This window comes from Delftia sp. UME58 (assembly GCF_014170385.1).
Taxonomy (GTDB): domain Bacteria; phylum Pseudomonadota; class Gammaproteobacteria; order Burkholderiales; family Burkholderiaceae_C; genus Comamonas; species Comamonas acidovorans.
In genome coordinates, this window is sequence record NZ_LZZV01000032.1 from 82222 (window position 1) to 102080 (window position 19859).

Consider the following 19859-nt stretch of genomic DNA (forward strand, 5'->3'; position numbering starts at 1 on the left):
ATGGTGATTGCGTAAGAGCGCCTGCCCGAAGAAAAACCAGCGGGCATGACCGCATCAAGGAGACAACCATGACCGATACGACAGCCAACGCCCGCGCCCAGGCGCTGCTTGACCAACTCAACCATGCCCTGGGGGACCGCGACTTCGCGGCCGCCAGCGGCCTGTTCGCCGACGAGTGCTACTGGCGCGATCTGGTGCTGCTGACCTGGAACATCAAGACCATGGAAGGGCGCAGCCAGATCGCCGACATGCTGGCCGCGCAACTGGATGCCGCGGCGCCCGTGCGCTTTTCGCTGGACGAGCGCGAAGCGGTGGAGGAGGCCGATGGCGTGGTGTCCGCCTGGATCGTGATCGACACGCGCCATGCGCGCGGCGGCGGCCATGTGCGCATCAGGGACGGGCGCATCTGGACGCTGCTGACGGCCGCCCAGGAGCTCAAGGGCCATGAGGAACCCATGGGCACGCGCCGCCCGATGGGTGCCGAGCACGGCATCCGGCGCGGCCGCCAGACCTGGCTTGAGCGCCGCCAGCAGGAGGCCGAGGAGCTGGGCCGCGACAGCCAGCCTTTCGTGCTCGTCATCGGCGGTGGCCAGGGCGGCATTGCGCTGGGTGCGCGACTGCGCCAGCTGGGGGTGTCGCACATCGTCATCGACCGCCAGGCGCGCCCTGGCGACCAGTGGCGCAACCGCTATAAATCGCTGTGCCTGCACGATCCGGTCTGGTACGACCACCTGCCGTACATGCCATTCCCGGACAACTGGCCCGTGTTCGCGCCCAAGGACAAGATCGGCGACTGGCTGGAGATGTACACCAAGGTGATGGAGGTCAACTACTGGCCCTCCACCGATTGCCTGAATGCCCGCTTCGATGAGGACAGGCAGGAATGGGAAGTCACCGTGGAGCGCAACGGCGAGACGCAGGTGCTGCGCCCCAGGCATGTGGTGTTCGCCACCGGCATGTCGGGCAAGGCGAATGTGCCCAAGATCAAGGGCCAGGACGTCTTCAAGGGCGAGCAGCAGCACTCGTCCCAGCACCATGGCCCGGACGCCTACGCGGGCAAGAAGGTGGTGGTGATAGGCGCCAACAATTCAGCGCACGACATCTGCGCGGCGCTGTGGGAGCACGGCGCCGATGTGACCATGGTGCAGCGCTCGTCCACGCACATCGTGCGCTCCGATTCGCTGATGGACATCGGCCTGGGCGACCTGTATTCGGAGCGCGCCGTGGCCAGCGGCGTGACGACCAGGAAGGCGGACCTGATCTTCGCCTCGCTGCCCTACCGCATCATGGCCGACTTCCAGGTGCCGGTGTACGACCGCATCCGCGAGCGCGACGCGGACTTCTACCGCAAGCTGGAGGCGACGGGCTTCATGCTGGACTTCGGTGATGACGACTCGGGCCTTTTCATGAAGTACCTGCGCCGCGCCTCGGGCTACTACATCGACGTGGGGGCCTGCGATCTGGTGATCGATGGCAGCATCAAGCTGCAGGCGGGCAAGCAGATCAGCCACCTGTCGGAAAACGCGGTGGTGCTGGCCGATGGCACCGAGCTGCCGGCGGACCTGGTGGTCTACGCGACCGGCTATGGCTCCATGAACGGCTGGGTGGCCGACCTGATCAGCCAGGAGGTGGCAGACAAGGTGGGCAAGGTCTGGGGCCTGGGCTCGGACACGACCAAGGACCCGGGACCGTGGGAGGGCGAGCAGCGCAACATGTGGAAGCCCACGCAGCAAGAGGCGCTGTGGTTCCACGGCGGCAACCTGCACCAGTCGCGCCACTATTCGCTGTACCTGGCGCTGCAGCTCAAGGCGCGCCAGGAAGGCCTGCCAGTGCGTGTCTATGACCTGCAGCAAGTTCATCACCTGCGGTAAGGCCGAATAATCGCCATGGGGCGGCTGTGCCGCCCGCCAACCCAGCCTTGCAAAACAGAAAGTTCAATCATGAAAGCAGCACGTTTCTACGACCGGGGCGATATCCGCATCGAAGACATACCCGAACCCGTGGTGGAGCCCGGCACCGTGGGCATCGAGGTGGCCTGGTGCGGCATCTGCGGCACGGATTTGCATGAGTTCATGGAAGGGCCGATCTTCATTCCGCCCTGCGGCCATCCGCACCCCATCTCGGGCGAGTCCGCACCCATCACCATGGGGCACGAGTTCTCCGGCGTGGTGTACGCCGTGGGCGCGGGCGTCGACGATATCGAGGTCGGCCAGCACGTCGTGGTGGAGCCCTACATCGTGGCCGACGACGTGCCCACGGGTCCGGGCGACCACTACCACCTGTCCAAGGACATGAATTTCATCGGCCTGGGCGGGCGTGGCGGCGGGTTGTCCGAGCGGATTGCGGTCAAGCGCCGCTGGGTGCACCCGATCTCCAATGCCATTCCGCTGGACCAGGCCGCGCTGATCGAGCCGCTGTCCGTGGGCCACCATGCCTATACCCGCAGCGGAGCGAAGGCGGGTGATGTGGCGCTGGTCGGCGGCGCAGGCCCCATCGGCCTGCTGCTGTCGGCCATCCTGAAGGCCAAGGGCCTGACCGTCGTCATCACCGAACTGAGCGCCAAGCGCAAGCAGAAGGCGCGTGAATCGGGCGTGGCCGATCACATCCTGGACCCCTCCGAAGTGGATGTGGTGGCCGAAGTGATGAAGCTCACCGGCGGCAAGGGCGTGGATGTGTCGTTCGAATGCTCCAGCGTGAACAAGGTGCTGGACACGCTGGTGGCCGTGACGAAGGCCACGGGCGTGGTGGTGATCGTGTCCATCTGGAGCCACCCGGCCACCATCAACGTGCACAGCGTGGTCATGAAGGAGCTGGACGTGCGCGGCACCATTGCCTACTGCAACGACCACCAGGAAACCATCAAGCTGGTCGAGGAGGGCAAGATCAACCTCGAGCCCTTCATCACCCAGCGCATCCAGCTCGATGACCTGGTGGCGCAGGGCTTTGACACGCTGATTCACAACAACGAATCGGCGGTGAAGATCATCGTGCAGCCACGGCTCAGGTAGGCCGGGCGGCAGGCCTGAGGAATCGAACCCGCTGCGATCACGCGCGGGTTCGCCTGATGCCTGCCAGGTGGTCACGCTGTACAAAGAAAAAAGCCCTTGATTGAATCAATCAAGGGCTTAGATCATTTTGGCGGAGAGGGCGGGATTCGAACCCGCGGTGGGGATTAGCCCACACACGCTTTCCAGGCGTGCGACTTAAACCGCTCATCCACCTCTCCGAAGACCGCGATTCTAGCATCGATTTTCGGGGGTGGCGGCGAAGTTTCCTGCCTGCGTGAGCGGCACGCCTTGGACGGCTGGCACTTGCGGCATGGCCCGCACCTGCGCCTGCAGCCACGTGCAAAGGGTGTCGAGCCGGGCAGGCGCGGCGGTGCTGCGGCGCAGTGCCAGGTAGCGGTAGCCGGAGGCCGTGAAGCCGAAGGGTGCCAGCAGGCGGCCGGCCTGCACGTCGTCCATCACCAGGTGCCAGGGAGCAACGGCTGCACCCAGGCCGCGCAGCGCCGCTTCCAGCGTGAAGTAGTAGTGCTCGTAGACGGGGCCGGCCGCTGCGGGCGGGGCCATGTCCATGGAGGCGGCCCACAGGTCCCAGGCGTTGCGCCGGCCGCGCGTGTGCAGCAAGGGGAGGCTGGCCAGGTCCTGGGGCCGCGCGACAAGCCCGGCCATTGCGGGGGACATCACGGGGCCCAGGTATTCGTCGAAAAGCGGCAGGGCCATCTCGTCGTCTGCAATGGCCTGGCCGCTGTTGCCGCTGCTGCCGCAGTCGGTGGGGATGGCCGTGATGAGCAGGTCGCAGCCTTCGCGTGCAGCGTCGGTGCCGGTGTCCGTGGTGCGCAGGCGCACTTCGATGCCGGGATGGTGCGCGTGGAAGTCGAACAGCCGGGGGATCAGCCATTTGACGGTGAAGGTGCTGAAGCAGGCCACGTCCAGCGGGCCCTCGTGGGCGTCGCCCAGGCTGCGCACCGCCTCCTGGATCTGCTCGAAGGCCTGGGTGAGCGCGGGCTGCAGGGTGCGCGCCGCTGCGGTGAGCGTGGGGCGGGCCTTGGTGCCCGCGAACAGCGCCAGGCCCAGGTGCTGCTCCAGCTGCCGTACCTGGCGGCTGACGGCGCCGGGCGAGACGCACAGCTCGTCTGCCGCCGCCGTCATGCGGCCCAGGCGTGCGGCAGCTTCAAAGGCGCGCAGGGCGGCCAGCGGGGGCAGGCGGCGGGTCATGGGTCGGGTCACGGGGCGGGTGGAGGCTATGTGAGTTCCAGGTACATAGAACCGGCCAAATCATCGCTTTTCAGGCAATGGGCCGGTGGATAGATTTGCCGCTTCGGCCGGCAATCCTGCGTGGATTCTGGCCGGACTCCCCCTCTCCATTCGATCCTAAAGCACATAGCACCATGCCCTTCGTCCACACCTATCTGCCCCAGTCCACCTCCACTTCCCAGCGCGATGCCGTCGTGCAGGGCATCCACCAGGCGCTGGTGCAAGGCATTGGCATGCCCGAGGACGAGCTGTTCAACATGGTGCACCCGTACGCTCCCGGGCAGTTCGCGTTCAGCCGCAGTTTCAACGGGGTGGCGCGTTCGGATGCGCTGGTGGTGGTCGAGATCACCATGCGGCGCGGACGCAGCGATGCGATGAAGAAGGCCTTGTATGCGGCCATTGCGCGCAACCTGCACGAGGGGGCCGGGGTTGAGCCGGCCGATGTGTTCATCTTCATGCATGAGAACGACTACTCGGACTGGTCCGTGGGCCATGGGCGCTTCGCCATGGCACTGGTGCAGCAGACCGGCGCGCAATGAAGAACGGGCCGCGATGGCCCGTTCTTCGTGGGGTTGCGGCGGATCTCAGCTGGTGCGCTGCCCGGTCTGGATCATCTTCATGGCCGAGGTGATCAGGCTCGATACCTCGGTCATGTTGCTGGGAACGATCAAGGTGGTGGTGGCGTCCGATGCCACCTGGCTGTAGGCCTCGACGGCCTTTTCGGCCACCTTGAGCTGCACGGCCTGTTCGCCGCCGGGCTGGCGGATGGCGTTGGCCACGCGTTCGATGGCCTGGGCCGTGGCGTCTGCCACGGCCTTGATGGATTCGGCCTCGCCCTGGGCCTTGTTGATGACGGCCTGCTTCTCGCCTTCGGAGCGTGCGATGAAGGCTTCGCGCTCGCCGGTGGCGATGTTGATCTGTTCCTGGCGGCGGCCTTCGGAGGCTGCGATCAGGGCGCGCTTTTCGCGCTCGGCCGTGATCTGGGCCTGCATGGAGCGCAGGATTTCGGCGGGCGGCGTCAGGTCCTTGATTTCATAGCGCAGCACCTTCACGCCCCAGTTGAGCGCGGCCTCGTCGATGGCCGAGACGATCTGGGCGTTGATCATGTCGCGCTCCTCGAAGGTCTTGTCCAGTTCGAGCTTGCCGATCACGCTGCGCAGCGAGGTCTGGGCCAGCTGGGTGACGGCCATGATGTAGTTGGACGAGCCGTAGCTGGCGCGCATGGGATCGGTGACCTGGAAGTAGAGGATGCCGTCCACCTGCAGCTGGGTGTTGTCGCGCGTGATGCAGACCTGGCTGGGCACGTCCAGCGGGATTTCCTTGAGGCTGTGCTTGTAGGCCACGCGGTCCACGAAGGGCACGAGGAAGTTCAGGCCCGGGGTCAGCGTGCCGGCGTACTTGCCAAGGCGTTCCTTGACCCAGGCGTGCTGCTGGGGCACGACCTTGACGGAGCGTGCGATGAAGATGGCCGCGATGACGGCGATGACGATGGCGATTTCCATGGTGTCTCCAAGCCCGGAGGGCATTCAGTGAAACAAGAGGGTGAGGCGAAGGGGCGCGAGGACTGCATCCCCAGGTGTGCGCAAGAGGCGGGGCGGTGGCTCAGAGCTTGTCCACGAGCAGCCGGTTGCCGACGACCTCGGCCACGCGGTGCATGCCGGCCGAGGGCAGGTTGCCCGGGCGGCCGATCACGGTCCATTGGGCGCCACGGTAGCGGACCTGGGCCGTGCCGTCGGAATTCCATTGCTCGACCATGACGGACTCGCCTATGTCGAGGTTGACATCGCGGTTGCTCGATGCCGGCTGGCGGCTGGGCTGGCGGCGGCGCACCAGATGGCAGGCCAGCACGAAGGCGCTGCCCAGCGCGGCGGCGGCGATGATCTGTGCAATGGGCGCCAGGCCCGCATGCGCGCACAGTGCGCCGACGATGGCGCCCAGCGCCAGCATCAGCAGATAGAAGCTGCCGGTCAGCAGCTCGGCGATGACCAAGGCGCCGGCGACTAGCCACCAGATGGTGGAATATTCCATGCGAGAGACTCCCTTTGTGACAGTTGCTTGTGTTTAGTGCAGCCCATTCTGGGTGAAAATCCGCACGCTTCAAAGGCGCAATAAGGATATTCCTTACACTTCGCGCCTGTTTCGTTTTTTAGGCCCGCTCAGGTTACGGAGGCTGCCCCCATGAAGTTTCGCTTTCCCATCGTCATCATCGACGAGGACTACCGCTCCGAGAACACCTCGGGCCTGGGCATCCGCGCCCTGGCCCAGGCCATCGAGGAAGAAGGTTTCGAGGTGCTGGGCGTGACCAGCTACGGCGACCTGTCGCAATTCGCGCAGCAGCAAAGCCGGGCCAGTGCCTTCATTCTGTCCATCGATGACGAGGAGTTCTCGCTGGGCGATGGCGGAACCGATCCCGTGATCCACAGCCTGCGCAGCTTCATCGGCGAAGTGCGCCGCAAGAACGCCGATGTGCCGATCTACATCTACGGCGAGACCAAGACCAGCCGCCACCTGCCCAACGACATCCTGCGCGAGCTGCACGGCTTCATCCACATGTTCGAGGACACGCCGGAGTTCGTGGCCAAGCACATCATCCGCGAGGCCAAGAGCTACCTGGAAGGCGTGCAGCCGCCGTTCTTCAAGGCGCTGCTGGACTATGCGGAAGACGGCTCCTACAGCTGGCACTGCCCCGGTCACTCGGGCGGCGTGGCCTTCCTGAAAAGCCCCGTGGGCCAGATGTACCACCAGTTCTACGGCGAGAACATGCTGCGCGCCGACGTGTGCAACGCGGTGGAGGAACTGGGCCAGCTGCTGGACCACAACGGGGCCATCGGCGAGAGCGAGCGCAATGCCGCCCGCATCTTCAATGCCGACCATTGCTACTTCGTGACCAACGGCACGTCCACGTCGAACAAGATCGTGTGGCACCACGCCGTGGCGCCCGGCGACGTGGTCGTGGTGGACCGCAACTGCCACAAGTCCATCCTGCACTCCATCATCATGACGGGTGCGATTCCGGTGTTCCTCAAGCCCACGCGCAACCACTTCGGCATCATCGGCCCGATCCCGCAAAGCGAGTTCTCGGTGGAGTCCATCCAGGCCAAGATCGCGGCCAATCCGCTGCTCAAGGGCGTGGATGCCAAGACGGTCAAGCCGCGCGTGCTGACGCTGACGCAGTCCACCTACGACGGCGTGCTCTACAACACCGAGACGATCAAGAGCATGCTGGACGGCTATGTGGCCAACCTGCACTTCGACGAGGCCTGGCTGCCGCACGCTGCCTTCCACCCGTTCTATGGCAGCTACCACGCCATGGGCAAGAAGCGCGCGCGCCCCAAGCACTCGGTGGTGTATGCCACGCAGTCCATCCACAAGCTGCTGGCCGGCATCAGCCAGGCCTCGCATGTGCTGGTGCAGGACAGCCAGACCGAAAAGCTGGACCACCACCTGTTCAACGAGGCGTACCTGATGCACACCTCGACCAGCCCGCAGTACAGCATCATCGCCAGCTGCGACGTGGCCGCCGCGATGATGGAGCCGCCCGGCGGCACGGCCCTGGTGGAGGAGTCCATTCTGGAAGCGCTGGACTTCCGCCGCGCCATGCGCAAGGTGGAGGACGAGTTCGGCGACGACGACTGGTGGTTCGAGGTCTGGGGCCCCGAGAAGCTGGCCGATGAAGGCGTGGGCTCGGCCCAGGACTGGATCATCCGCGGCCATGACGCGGCACCCAAGCGCTCCAAGGCCAAGAACGGCAAGGAGTTCGACAACTGGCACGGCTTCGGCGAGCTGGCCGACGGCTTCAACATGCTGGACCCGATCAAGTCCACCATCGTGACGCCGGGCCTGGACCTGGACGGCGATTTCTCGGACACGGGCATCCCCGCCTCCATCGTGACCAAGTACCTGGCCGAGCACGGCGTGGTGGTGGAGAAGACGGGCCTGTACTCGTTCTTCATCATGTTCACCATCGGCATCACCAAGGGCCGCTGGAACACCATGCTGACGGCGCTGCAGCAGTTCAAGGACGACTACGACCGCAATCAGCCGCTGGCGCGCATCCTGCCCGAGTTCTGCCAGCAGCACCGCCGCTACGAGCGCATGGGCCTGCGCGACCTGTGCCAGCACGTGCACCAGCTGTACGCCAAGTACGACATCGCCCGCCTGACGACCGAGATGTACCTGTCGGACCTGCAGCCCGCCATGAAGCCCACCGATGCCTACGCCCACATCGCGCAGCGCAAGACCGAGCGCGTGGAGATCGATCACCTGGAAGGCCGCATCACCGTGGGCCTGGTCACGCCGTACCCGCCCGGCATTCCGCTGCTGATTCCCGGCGAAGTGTTCAACCGCAAGATCGTTGACTACCTGCTGTTTGCGCGCGAGTTCGCCAAGGAGTGCCCGGGCTTCGAGACCGACATCCACGGCCTGGTGGAACTGCAAGGCGAAGATGGCGAAGTGCGCTACTACGCCGACTGCGTGGCCGGGACCGCGCCGGCCCGCAAGACGCCGGCAGGTGGCAAGCCTGCTGCGAAGAAGGCCGTGAAGACCGCGGCCAAGACAGCCGCCAAGACAGTTGCCAAGGCAGCCGCGAAACCGGCAGCCAAGCCGGCCGCCAAGGTTGCCAAGGCCGCCGCGGTCAAGGCGCCTGCCAAGCGCCCCGCAGCGCGCAAGGCGCAGCCCGCAGCGCCTGAAGTCGGCACCGCAGCCAAGCCTGCGCGCGGCCGCAAGATGGTGCAGGTGGGGGACGATGGTCCCTTCGGCCGCACGATCTGATCGCCGGGCCGGCTGACGGTCCATCAAAAAGGCGCGGGTGCCGAAAGGGGTTCCGCGCCTTTTTCATTGCGCCGCTGCGGCGTCGTTATTCCGTGGTCACTCCAGGCGTATCTTTGCGTCGCGGATCAGCGCGGCCCAGTCCGTCTGTTCCTTGAGCAGGTATTGGGCGGCATCCTGGATGCTGCCGCCCAGGGCCGTGCTGCCCTCGGCCTGCAGCTGCTGCTGCACGGCGGGCTGCTGCAGGGCCGCGTTCACGGCGGTATTCATCTTCTGCACGATGGCAGCCGGCGTGCCCTTGGGCGCGACGATGAGCTTCCAGTCCACGGCCTCGAAGCCTGCATAGCCCGACTCGGCCACCGTGGGCACCTCGGGCAGGATGGGCAGGCGCTTGGCCGAGGTCACGGCCAGGGCGCGCAGCTTGCCGCCCTTGAGCAGCGGATAGACGGCCTGGGGCGTGCCGAACATGTAGTGCGTCTGCCTGCCCAGCAGGTCGGTCACGGCCGGCGCCGCACCCTTGTAGGGCACGTTGAGCACCTGGATGCCGGCCTTGAAGGCCAGCATCTCGCCGGCCAGGTGGCCTACCGTGCCCGTCGATGCCAGGCCCTGGCGGATGCCGCCCGGGTCGGCCTTGGCGGCCTTGACCAGGTCCTGCACCGACTTCCATGGCGAGTCCTGCGGCACGACCAGCACCGTGGGCTGGGCGGCGACCAGGGCCACGGGGATCAGGTCGGTGCGCGGGTTGAAGGGCATGCTGGGCAGCAGGGCGGGGTTGATGGCGAGGTTGGCGGTCTGGCCCATGCCGAAGGCATAGCCATCCGGCGCGGACTTGGCCACGGCATCCAGGCCGATGTTGCCGCCCGCGCCGGGCTTGTTGTCCACGACCACGGTCCATTTGTTCAGCGTACCCACGCGCTCGCTGATCTGGCGCGCGACCGCGTCCGTGCCGCCGCCCGGCGTGTAGGGCACGACCATGCGCACGGCGCGTGAGGGCCAGTGGTCAGGCTGGGCCCGGGCCGCCAGCGGGAGCAGGGCGGCAGCCAGTGCGGGCAGGACGCACAGCAGCCACTGGCGGCGCGGGGCGGAACGAGGGCTGGCCTGGGTCTGTGCCTGTGTCCGGTTTTGGGTGGCCGGGTTGCGGTGGATGGCGGGCATGGTGTTGTCTCCGGGAATTTTTGGGAAAAGGCCTCCCCGCCGGGCGCGCGGCAAGCGGCGTCCGGTGTGGGGTGGATGGGGTGCAAGGTTGCAGGGGCGCCGCGCGCCGGGTGGACGGCGGCGCCTTCAGTGGCTCAGCCTGGCTTCAGTGGGAAGCCTTGGCGTGGCTGTCGGTGGCGTCGCCCCGCGCCAGGGCCTGGGCCTGCTCGCTGCTGTAGCCCAGGGCGGTGAGGATCTCCAGGCTGTGCTCGCCCAGGCGCGGCGGCGACAGGCGCACATCCAGGCGCTTGCCGCCCAGCGTGAAGGGCAGCAGCACGGTCTTGGTCTCGCGGCCATCGGGCAGGGTGATGGGGGCCAGCGCGCCCGTGGCGTTCAGGTGCGGGTCTTCCAGCAGGTCCTGCGGGCGTGCGATGGGCGCGAAGGGCAGGCCGTTCTTCTCGAAGATCTCCGCAATGTGGGCGGCACTGTGCGGGGCCATCTTCTCGCGCAGCAGCGGCATCAGCCAGCTGCGCGCCAGCACGCGGTCGTTGTTGCTGCCAAGGCGCGGATCGTCGCGCAGCTCGCCCAGGCCGAAGGCGTCGCAGAACAGGCGCCAGGCGCCATCGCTGACCACGGCCAGGAAGATCTGCTCGCCGTCCCGGACTTCGAACACGTCGTAGATGGCCCAGGCCGAGATGCGTGCCGGCATGGGCGCGGCCGGCTTGCCGGTGACGGCGAACTGCATCATGTGCTGGGCGACCAGGAAGATGTTGTTCTCGAACAGCGCGCTTTGCACTTCCTGGCCGCGGCCGGTCTTCTCGCGCTGGGCCAGGGCGGCCATGGCGCCCATGGCGCCGAACATGCCACCCATGATGTCGTTGACGCTGGCACCTGCGCGCAGCGGGTCGCCGGGGCGGCCCGTCATGTAGGCCAGGCCGCCCATCATCTGCACCACTTCGTCCAGCGCCGTGCGGTGCTCGTAGGGGCCGGGCAGAAAGCCCTTGTGGCTCACGTAGATGAGGCGCTCGAAGCGGTCCTTGAGGCTGTCGTAGTCCAGGCCCAGCTTGCGCATGGTGCCGGGCTTGAAGTTCTCGCAGACCACGTCGGCCGTGGCGATCAGGCGCAGCGCGGCCTGCTTGCCCTCCTCGGTCTGCAGGTCCAGCGTCAGGCTTTTCTTGTTGCGGTTGAACAGCGGGAAAAAGCCCGAGCCCGAGCCCAGCAGCTTGCGCGTGGCATCGCCGTCGCGGCCGTGGCCCACGGGCTCGATCTTGATGACTTCGGCGCCCAGGTCGGCCAGCATCATGCCGCAGGACGGGCCCATGACCATGTGGGTGAACTCGACCACGCGGATGCCCGCGTAGGGCAGGGGCGCGGCCTGGCCTGCGGCGCTGTCAGGGGTGCCGGGGGAGGAATCTTGGCTCATGGGAAAACGGTGGATGAATGGGTGGGTGGGCGCTGCCGTTCAGGCCTGCGCGTAGTGGTGGGGCACAAAGCCCTTGGGGAGTCCGGCCAGCGGCGTCATGCCGTGCAGCTCCTCGCCGGGCAGGCCTGCGGCCAGCGGCTGGCGGGCGGCGACCAGGCGATCGATGTCCACGCCGGTGCGTATGCCCATGGCCTCGAACATGAAGACCAGGTCTTCGGTGACCACGTTGCCCGAGGCGCCGGGCGCGTACGGGCAGCCGCCCAGGCCGGCCAGCGAGGCATCGAAGGTGCGCACGCCGGCCTCGTAGGCGGCCAGGCAGTTGGCCAGGCCCAGGCCGCGCGTATTGTGCATGTGGGCCGCGCCTGCATGCCCGCCCAGCTCGGCGCGCAGCCGTGTGAACAGGCGCCGCACCTGGGTCGGGTTGGCCATGCCCGTGGTGTCGGACAGGCCCGATTCATCGGCGCCCGCCGCCACGCAGGCCAGGGCCAGTGCAATCACTTCGTCCTCGGGCACCAGCCCCTGCAGCGTGCAGCCGAAGGCCGTGGAGATGCCCGCCTCGATCAGGGCCTGCGGCGCGATCTCGTCGCGCAGCGCGGCAATCGCCCGCACCTCGTCCACCATCTGCATGGGCGTCTTGCGCACATTGGCCATGGAGTGCGCGGGGCTGGCCGAGACGGGCAGCGTGACCTTGTGGGCGCCGGCGCGCAGCGCGGCCTCGGCACCGCGCAGATTGGGGGCCAGGGCCATCACGGTGACGCCGGGCAGCGTGATGGCGTGGGCGACGACCTCGGCCGCGTCGGCCATCTGAGGCAGCAGCTTGGGCGAGACGAAGGAGCCGACCTCGATCTCCTGCAGGCCCGCATGGGCCAGGGCGGCGATCCAGGCCAGCTTGTGCGCCGTGGACATGGTGGAGGCCACGGACTGCAGGCCATCGCGCGGGCCGACTTCGCTGATGAGTACGTCAAAACGGTGGGAGGACATGGGCAGTTGCATCCGGTGGTGGGTGTCGATGGTGGCGAGATTCGCCTGTTGACATCGGGGCTCTATGTTGTTCTAATAGATAGAACTTTATTCTCTCTATTGAAATATTCTCTGCTGCACGCGCCATCGTCAAGCCTGCGTGCCTGGGGTTTTCCCTTGGATGCCTTTCTATGCCTCGCAAATCAGTGACGGAATCGGTGGCCGATGAGAATGCCGCGCCGGGCGGCGTGGCGGCCGTGGACAGGGCCTTGAGCCTGCTGGCAGCGTTCCGCGACGGTGATGACGGGCTGACGCTGGCCCAGTTGTCGGAGCGCACGCGCCTGTACAAGAGCACGGTGCTGCGGCTGCTGGCCTCTCTTGAGCATGGCGGCTGGGCGCTGCGCATGGATGACGGCCGCTACGCCGTGGGCCCGGCGGTGGCGCGGCTGAACACCGTCTATGCCCGGCATTTTTCGCTGGACAGCGTGGTCATGCCCGTGCTGCGTACCCTGGTGCAGGCCACGGGCGAGAGTGCGGCCTACCACGTGCGCCAGGGCCAGGACCGGCTGTGCCTGTACCGCGTGGATTCGCCCCATCCCGTGCGCGACCATGCACGCACGGGCGATCTGCTGCCGCTGGGCCAGGGCGCAGGCGGGCGCGTGCTGTCGGCTTTCGACACCGAACTGTATGCCGCATCGCGCGGCGGCAGCCGCACGCAGTTGGCCCGTGTGCGCGCCGATGGCTACTGCGCCATGGTGGGAGATCGGCACCGCGAGATCGCCGGGATTTCGGCCCCCGTGTTCAAGCGCGATGGGGAATTGGCAGCGGCACTGACACTGACCATGCCAGCCCACCGCTATGAAGAGCGCCACGCCCGCCATGTGCTGGCGGCGGCGCGGGAACTGGGGCTTTTGCTGCCCTGAGCCAGGAGTGCGCGGTGCGCGGCCTCAGCCCAGGGCCGTGTCCAGCACCATCATCAGCACGAAGCCCAGCATCAGGCCGCCCGTGGCAAAGGCTTCGTGGCCCTTGCGGTGCGACTCGGGAATGATTTCGTGGCTGATCACGAACAGCATGGCGCCCGCTGCAAAGCCCAGGCCCCAGGGCAGCATGGCTGCCGAGCCGCTCACGACGGCTGCACCCAGCACGGCGCCCACGGGCTCCACCAGGCCGGAGGCCATGCCCAGCAGCACGGCAAAGCTGCGCTTGTAGCCTGCGGCCAGCAGGGCCACGGCCACCACCAGGCCTTCGGGCACGTCCTGTATGGCGATGCCCGTGGCCAGCGCATTGGCGCGCAGTCCGTCGTTGCCCGCATAGCCCACGCCGATGGCCAGGCCTTCGGGCAGGTTGTGCAGGGTGATGGCAAAGACGAACAGCCAGGTGCGCTGCAGCTTGCGCGCGCCTTGCGGGTCCAGGCCTTCGCGGCCCTTGATGAAGTGCTCATGGGGCAGGAGCCTGTCCATGAGCATGAGGGCGGCACCGCCCATCAGGATGGCCGAACCTATGATCCCGCCAGCCGCCCAGCCGCCGCCGCCGAGCAGTTCCTGGGTGCGCACGGCCTCCAGTCCTGGCAGGATCAGCGAGAAGGCACAGGCGGCCAGCATGACGCCGGCGCCAAAGCCGAACAGGGTGTCCTGCGTGCGTTCGGACAGGCGCTGGGACAGCATCACGGGCACGGTGCCCAGTGCGGTCGCCAGCGCGGCGGCCGAGCCTCCGGCCAGGGCCTGGAAGACCACCGGATGGTTCTGCGCATAGGCCCAGAACTGGCTGGTGAGCGCCCAGGCGCCGGCCATCATGATGGCCAGGCCTATCCACAGGCGGATGTTGGACCGTACGCTGGTCTTGGAGCGGAAGCGTTGTGGCAGATCCATGCTGGTCGAGGTCAGAGGTTGGCGTTGCAGACCGTTCAGCCGCGTGCGGCGGCGTAGCGGCGGGCCACTTCGGCCCAGTTGACTACGTTGTAGAACGCCGCGATGTATTCAGGGCGGCGGTTCTGGTACTTGAGGTAGTAGGCGTGTTCCCACACGTCCAGGCCCAGGATGGGGGTGGCGCCGGAGCCGATGCCGACCATCAGCGGGCTGTCCTGGTTGCCGCTGCTTTCCACGGCCAGCTTGCCGTCCTTGCCCACCACCAGCCAGGCCCAGCCGCTGCCAAAGCGCGTGAGCGCGGCCTGGGTGAAGGCGGCCTTGAAGGCATCGAAGCCGCCCAGTTCCCGGTCAATGGCCTGTGCCAATTCGCCCGAGGGAGTACCGCCGCCGCCCTGGTCCACCGGGGCCATCACGGTCCAGAACAGGCTGTGGTTGGCGTGCCCGCCGCCGTTGTTGCGCACGGCACCGCGAACGCCTTCGGGCAGCAGGGGCAGGTCGGCGATCAACTGCTCCACGGGCTGGCTGCCGTGCGGCGTGTCCTTGAGCGCGGCATTCAGGTTGTTCACATAGGCCTGATGGTGCTTGGTGTAGTGGATCTCCATGGTCTGCGCATCGATATGGGGCTCCAGCGCGTCGTAGGCGTAGTTCAGGGGAGGCAGGGTGTAGTTGCTCATGTGGTTTCTTTCAGGGACTACGGGGAAAAAATCGGTGGGTTGCGATGTCTGTGCGGCGGCAATCAATGCGCCAGCCGGGGCGGCAGGGCCGTGGCTGTGCAGTCGAAGACGCGGGCCGAGGCCTGCAGCGCTGCATCGATCCGGGGCTGGCTGCCGTGCTGGCGCTGCCACTGCAGCAGGGCTGAATGGGTTTCGCGCATATGGCGCCAGGCGGCGCTGCACACGGCGGCCGCATGGTGGCGCGCATCCCCCAGGGCCAGCAGGCCCTGGTGCGCCTCGCACAGATATTCGATGGCCAATGCGGGCTGCTGGCGCAATGCCAGCAGCTCGGCCAGGTTGTGGTGGGAGACCACCCAGGCGGCCATGCAGTGATCGGCATGTTCCGCCGGCAGCGGGCCGGCGATGAGGCGCTGCGCCACATGCAGGGCCTTCATCTGCATGGCGAGCGCGCTTTCGATCTGGCCGGCATGGAAATGCCCATGGGCGCGGCGCGCCAGCTGCTCCCATTGATTCAAGGATGCTTCGGAGGGTGCCGGGACGGGAGAGGGCAGACTGAGGTCAGAGGTTGCTTGCATATCTGCTGGCTCCGAGTTTTCCAGAGGTTCTTTGATATTGATCTGAGAATTGTATTATTCATGAGAATCATTCTCATTCAAAACGGAAATGACCGTATGCAAGCCGATGTGTATTTCCTTTCGCGCATCTGCAGGATGCGGATGCGCGGATTCCAGGCGAAAAAAAGCCCCGCAGGCGGCAATGCCTGCAGGGCGGGGCGGGGACTGGCGGTGACTTAGACCTGGTCGGCCGACAGGCCAGCGGTCTGGCTGAAGCCGCCGTCCACGTAGGTGATCTCGGCCGTCACGCCCGAGGCGAGGTCCGACAGCAGGAAGGCGGCCACATTGCCCACGTCCTCGATGGTCACGTTGCGGCGCAGCGGCGATGCATCGGCCACGCGGCCCAGCAGCTTGCCGAAGTCCTTGATGCCCGAGGCGGCCAGGGTCTTGATGGGACCGGCCGAGATGCCGTTGGCGCGGATGGCGCGGCCGTCGGCCGTGCGGCCCACGGCCTCGGCCAGGTAGCGCACCGAGGCTTCCAGCGATGCCTTGGCCAGGCCCATGGTGTTGTAGTTGGGGATGGAGCGCAGGGCGCCCAGGTACGACAGGGTCAGCAGCGAGGACTTGTCGTTGAGATAGGGCAGGGCCGCCTTGGCCATCGCGGGGAAGCTGTAGGCGCTGATGTCGTGCGCGATCTTGAAGCCTTCGCGCGACAGGCCGTCCAGGAAGTTGCCTGCGATGGCCTCGCGCGGTGCGAAGCCGATGCTGTGCACGAAGCCGTCGAACTTGCCCCAGGTCGCGCCCAGGTCGGCGAACAGCTTGTCGATCTGGGCGTCGTCGGCCACGTCGCAGTCAAAGATCAGCTTGGAGTCGAATTCGGCGGCGAATTCGGTGATGCGGTCCTTGAAGCGCTCGCCCACATAGCTGAAGGCCAGCTCCGCGCCCTGTGCATGGCAGGCCTTGGCGATGCCGTAGGCGATGGAGCGGTTGGACAGAACGCCCGTGATCAGCAGTTTTTTACCGGCGAGAAAGCCCATTGTTGTTCTCCAGAGAAAGTGAGTGGAAGTGCGCACCAGCTGGCGGCGATGGCCGGGGCCCGCGTCAGCGTTTGCCAGCGGAAGGGCTGGCTGCGTGGTGCAGAATTGTCGCATGCGCCATTGGATGATTTCTTCGCTGCTGCTGGCCTCGGCGTGTGTGCCGGCCTGGGGCTCGCATGCCTATGCCCTGTGGGGCGAGCCTCGCTACGCCGAGGGCTTCAGCCATTTCGACTATGTCAACGCCAAGGCCCCCAAGGGCGGCGAGCTGCGCCTGGTGAGCAATCTGCGCATCTCCACCTTTGACAAATACAACCCGTTCACCATCAAGGGGTCGTCGCCCGCCTATCTGGCGGAGCTGATGTTCGACACCCTGCTGTGGCCCTCGCTGGACGAGACCGCCACCGGCTACGGATTGCTGGCCGAGGATGTGCAGGCCGCGGCCGACGGCCTGTCCGCCACATTCCGGCTGCGGCCCCAGGCACGTTTTCACAACGGAAAGCCCGTGCTGGCCGCCGATGTCAAGTTCAGCTATGACACGCTGGTGGGCCCGCATGCACTGCCCGGCTACAGAACGCTGTTCTTCGATGTGGCGGGCGTCGATGTGCTGGACGAGCGCACCGTGCGCTTTCGCTTCAAGCAGCCGAACCGGGAATTGCCGCTGACCGTGGGGGCCATTCCGGTGTTCAGCCGCGACTGGGGCGTGGAAAACGGCAAGGCCAAGCCCTTCGATCAGGTGGTGACGGACACGCCCATCGGCAGCGGGCCCTACAAGATAGGTCCCGTGCGATTCGGCAAGGACATCACCTATGTGCGTGACCCGGACTACTGGGGCCGCGATCTGCCTGTGCGCGTGGGCACGGCCAATTTCGATCGCATCTCCGTCAAGATCTACCGCGACAACACGGCGAGGCTGGAGGCGCTGAAGGCCGGGGAGTTCGACCTCATGCGCTTTTACAGCGCAGGCGACTGGGCGCGGCGCCTGTACGGCAAGCGCTTCGACCGCGGTGAACTGGTCAAGGGCGAGTTCAGCAACAAGCTGCCATCGGGATTCCAGAGCTATGTGCTCAACGTGCGCCGGCCTGTGCTGCAGGACGTCCGGGTGCGCCGCGCCCTGGGCCTGGCCATGGACTACGAGTGGATGAACCGGCAGATGTTCTACGGTTCCTACCAGCGCGTGCGAGGGCTGTTCGGCAACACGGCCTGCGAGACCCATGGCGAGCCCTCGCCCGAGGAGCTGGCGCTGATGGAGCCCTTGCGCAAGAGCATTCCGCCAGAGGCGTTCGGCCCGATGGCGGAGCCGCCACGCACCGATGGCGACAGCTCGCTGCGCGGAAATCTGCGCCAGGCGCGGCAATTGCTGGCCGATGCCGGCTGGACCATTCAGGATGGCGTGCTGCGCAACGCGCGGGGCCAGGCCATGGAGCTGGAGTACCTGGACAGCAGCGAGTCGGGCATACGCCAGGTCTCGCCCTGGATACGCAATCTGGAAAAGCTGGGCATCCGGCTGCGCTTTCGCTCGGCGGACTATGCGCTGTACCAGCAGCGCGTGGAGAAGTTCGACTACGACATCATCTCCATCGCCTACCAGGGCACGAACAATCCGGGCCAGGAATTCGCCGACCTGTTCGGCAGCCAGGCGGCGGCAACCGAGGGTTCCGGCAATTTCCCCGGCGTGAAGAACCCGGCGGTCGACGCCATGATCCGCCGCATGACCGAGGCCAAGACAGAGGCGCAACTGTTGCCTGCCTGCCACGCGCTCGAGCGCATCATCACGCACGGCCACTACCTGATTCCGCAGTGGAGCGCCGGCACGCACCGCATGGTCTACGACTCCTGGCGCCTGGTGCGACCGGCCGTGGTTCCGGCCTACGCGAAGGGCGAGAGCTGGGCCATGGACACCTGGTGGGCCCGCATGCCGGTGCTGACCGCGCCGCCTCCATGAGCCGGCGTTGCGGCTGTGTCGTTGCGATCCGTTGCATGATGGGGACGTCCCCGGGCCGGGGCCCCTCCCCGCAATGGACATAATGCAAGACTTCTTATGTGGGCCTACATACTCAAACGCTTGCTGCTGATGGTGCCGACCCTGTTGGGCGTGCTGCTGCTGACCTTTGTGGTCGTGCAGTTCGTGCCCGGTGGCCCGGTCGAGCAGTATCTGGCCGAGGCCAAGGCCAGCGTGGGCCGTGGCGGCGAGGGCGGTGGCCTGGCCTACCGTGGCAACCAGGGGGTGGATCCCCAGCGCATAGAGCAGATCAAGGCCCTCTACGGCTTTGACAAGCCGGCCCATGAGCGCTTTTTCCAGATGCTGGGGCAGTTCGCGCGGTTCGACCTGGGACGCAGTTTCTTCCAGAACAAGGATGTCTGGCAGTTGATCAAGGAGAAGCTGCCGGTCTCGGCCAGCCTGGGGCTGTGGACCTTTTTCATCAGCTACCTCGTTGCCGTGCCGCTGGGCATTGCCAAGGCCGTGCGGGCCGGCTCGCGGTTCGACTTCGTCACCACGCTGCTGATCCTGGTCGGCTATGCGATTCCCGGTTTCGTGCTGGGCGTGGCGCTGCTGGTGATCTTTGGCGGCCAGTTGCAGTGGTTTCCGCTGCGCGGGCTGACTTCCTCCAACTGGGACGAGCTGTCCTGGGGCGCGCGCATCGTGGACTATCTCTGGCATATCGCGCTGCCGGTCACGGCCATGGTGGCGGGCAGCTTCGCCATCACGGCCATGCTGACCAAGAACGCCTTCCTGGAAGAGATTCGCAAGCAGTACGTGCTGACTGCGCGTGCCAAGGGCTTGTCCGAGCGGCAGGTGCTCTACCGCCACGTGCTGCGCAATGCGCTGATCCCCATCGTCACCGGATTTCCGGCCGCCTTCATCGGGGCCTTCTTCACGGGCTCGCTGCTGATAGAGACGCTGTTCTCGCTGGACGGCCTGGGCCTGCTCAGCTATGACAGCGTGATTCGGCGCGACTATCCCGTGGTGCTGGGCACGCTGTATCTGTTCACGCTGATCGGCCTGGTGACCAAGCTGGTCAGTGACCTTTGTTATGTGTGGGTGGATCCGCGTGTACGGTTTGATTGAGCGCTCCCCGAACGGCTGCGCCGCTTCCCCTTCTTGCTTTGCGGGGGGAGCGTTCGGGCCATTGGCGGCTGGCGCAGGCCCTTATCTTGTGTCCCTGACTTTGGGCGGTCGCGCCACTGTGA

General features: G+C 66.5%; 17 protein-coding genes and 1 tRNA gene. 7 read left to right on the forward strand and 11 right to left on the reverse strand.

Features of this window, described 5'->3' with window-relative positions:
- Window positions 1-68 precede the first annotated feature (68 nt).
- A complete protein-coding gene (locus tag A9976_RS11020; RefSeq protein ID WP_183019043.1) occupies window positions 69-1871 on the forward strand; it encodes an NAD(P)/FAD-dependent oxidoreductase in 1803 nt (600 codons plus the stop codon).
- A 69-nt stretch (window positions 1872-1940) separates the two neighbouring features.
- On the forward strand, window positions 1941-3008 hold the full coding sequence (locus A9976_RS11025; protein ID WP_183019044.1) for a 2,3-butanediol dehydrogenase: 1068 nt from the start codon (window positions 1941-1943) through the stop codon (window positions 3006-3008).
- Window positions 3009-3136: 128 nt separating this feature from the next.
- Here the strand turns inward: A9976_RS11025 and A9976_RS11030 are convergent.
- Both A9976_RS11030 and A9976_RS11035 read right to left on the reverse strand, forming a co-directional pair.
- Window positions 3137-3226 (reverse strand) — tRNA-Ser (locus tag A9976_RS11030).
- A 13-nt stretch (window positions 3227-3239) separates the two neighbouring features.
- A complete protein-coding gene (locus A9976_RS11035; RefSeq protein WP_183019045.1) occupies window positions 3240-4217 on the reverse strand; it encodes a LysR substrate-binding domain-containing protein in 978 nt (325 codons plus the stop codon).
- 173 nt (window positions 4218-4390) lie between these two features.
- Between A9976_RS11035 and A9976_RS11040 the strand changes: the two genes are divergently transcribed.
- On the forward strand, window positions 4391-4795 hold the full coding sequence (locus A9976_RS11040; RefSeq protein ID WP_183019046.1) for a tautomerase family protein: 405 nt from the start codon (window positions 4391-4393) through the stop codon (window positions 4793-4795).
- A 45-nt stretch (window positions 4796-4840) separates the two neighbouring features.
- Here the strand turns inward: A9976_RS11040 and A9976_RS11045 are convergent, their stop codons facing one another.
- Together A9976_RS11045 and A9976_RS11050 are read right to left on the reverse strand one after the other, a co-directional pair.
- A complete protein-coding gene (locus A9976_RS11045) occupies window positions 4841-5758 on the reverse strand; it encodes an SPFH domain-containing protein (RefSeq protein ID WP_183019047.1) in 918 nt (305 codons plus the stop codon).
- A gap of 100 nt (window positions 5759-5858) precedes the next feature.
- Window positions 5859-6284, reverse strand: a complete 426-nt coding sequence (locus A9976_RS11050; protein ID WP_183019048.1) for an NfeD family protein — start codon at window positions 6282-6284, stop codon at window positions 5859-5861.
- Window positions 6285-6434: 150 nt separating this feature from the next.
- Here A9976_RS11050 and A9976_RS11055 point away from each other — a divergent pair, with 150 nt between their 5' ends.
- A complete protein-coding gene (locus A9976_RS11055; RefSeq protein ID WP_183019049.1) occupies window positions 6435-9026 on the forward strand; it encodes an arginine/lysine/ornithine decarboxylase in 2592 nt (863 codons plus the stop codon).
- Window positions 9027-9122: 96 nt separating this feature from the next.
- On the opposite strand, the gene A9976_RS11060 is transcribed toward A9976_RS11055, so the two are convergent.
- From A9976_RS11060 to A9976_RS11070, 3 genes are all read right to left on the reverse strand, one after another.
- Entirely contained in the window at window positions 9123-10178 is a 1056-nt protein-coding gene (locus A9976_RS11060; RefSeq protein WP_183019050.1) for a tripartite tricarboxylate transporter substrate binding protein, read from the reverse strand.
- A gap of 145 nt (window positions 10179-10323) precedes the next feature.
- A complete protein-coding gene (locus tag A9976_RS11065) occupies window positions 10324-11580 on the reverse strand; it encodes a CaiB/BaiF CoA-transferase family protein (protein WP_183019051.1) in 1257 nt (418 codons plus the stop codon).
- A 39-nt stretch (window positions 11581-11619) separates the two neighbouring features.
- Window positions 11620-12573: a hydroxymethylglutaryl-CoA lyase gene (locus A9976_RS11070; protein ID WP_183019052.1), complete on the reverse strand. Its 954-nt coding sequence runs from the start codon at window positions 12571-12573 to the stop codon at window positions 11620-11622.
- 158 nt (window positions 12574-12731) lie between these two features.
- Between A9976_RS11070 and A9976_RS11075 the strand changes: the two genes are divergently transcribed.
- A complete protein-coding gene (locus A9976_RS11075; RefSeq protein WP_183019053.1) occupies window positions 12732-13463 on the forward strand; it encodes an IclR family transcriptional regulator in 732 nt (243 codons plus the stop codon).
- Between the two features lie 24 nt (window positions 13464-13487).
- Here A9976_RS11075 and A9976_RS11080 read toward each other — a convergent pair whose 3' ends face one another.
- The 4 genes from A9976_RS11080 to fabI all read right to left on the reverse strand — a co-directional run bounded on the left by A9976_RS11080 (window position 13488) and on the right by fabI (window position 16670).
- Window positions 13488-14408, reverse strand: coding sequence for a ZIP family metal transporter (locus A9976_RS11080; protein ID WP_183019054.1), 921 nt, complete (start codon window positions 14406-14408; stop codon window positions 13488-13490).
- Between the two features lie 35 nt (window positions 14409-14443).
- Entirely contained in the window at window positions 14444-15079 is a 636-nt protein-coding gene (locus tag A9976_RS11085; protein WP_183019055.1) for a superoxide dismutase, read from the reverse strand.
- Window positions 15080-15141: 62 nt separating this feature from the next.
- Window positions 15142-15594 (reverse strand): hypothetical protein, encoded by a 453-nt coding sequence (locus A9976_RS11090; RefSeq protein WP_259649178.1) that lies wholly within the window; start codon window positions 15592-15594, stop codon window positions 15142-15144.
- A 275-nt stretch (window positions 15595-15869) separates the two neighbouring features.
- Window positions 15870-16670: an enoyl-ACP reductase FabI gene (fabI, locus tag A9976_RS11095; RefSeq protein ID WP_012204820.1), complete on the reverse strand. Its 801-nt coding sequence runs from the start codon at window positions 16668-16670 to the stop codon at window positions 15870-15872.
- A gap of 124 nt (window positions 16671-16794) precedes the next feature.
- On the opposite strand from fabI, the gene A9976_RS11100 reads away from it, so the two are divergent.
- Window positions 16795-18612, forward strand: a complete 1818-nt coding sequence (locus A9976_RS11100; RefSeq protein ID WP_183019057.1) for an extracellular solute-binding protein — start codon at window positions 16795-16797, stop codon at window positions 18610-18612.
- A gap of 96 nt (window positions 18613-18708) precedes the next feature.
- On the forward strand, window positions 18709-19737 hold the full coding sequence (locus tag A9976_RS11105; protein WP_183019058.1) for a microcin C ABC transporter permease YejB: 1029 nt from the start codon (window positions 18709-18711) through the stop codon (window positions 19735-19737).
- Window positions 19738-19859: the final 122 nt, after the last annotated feature.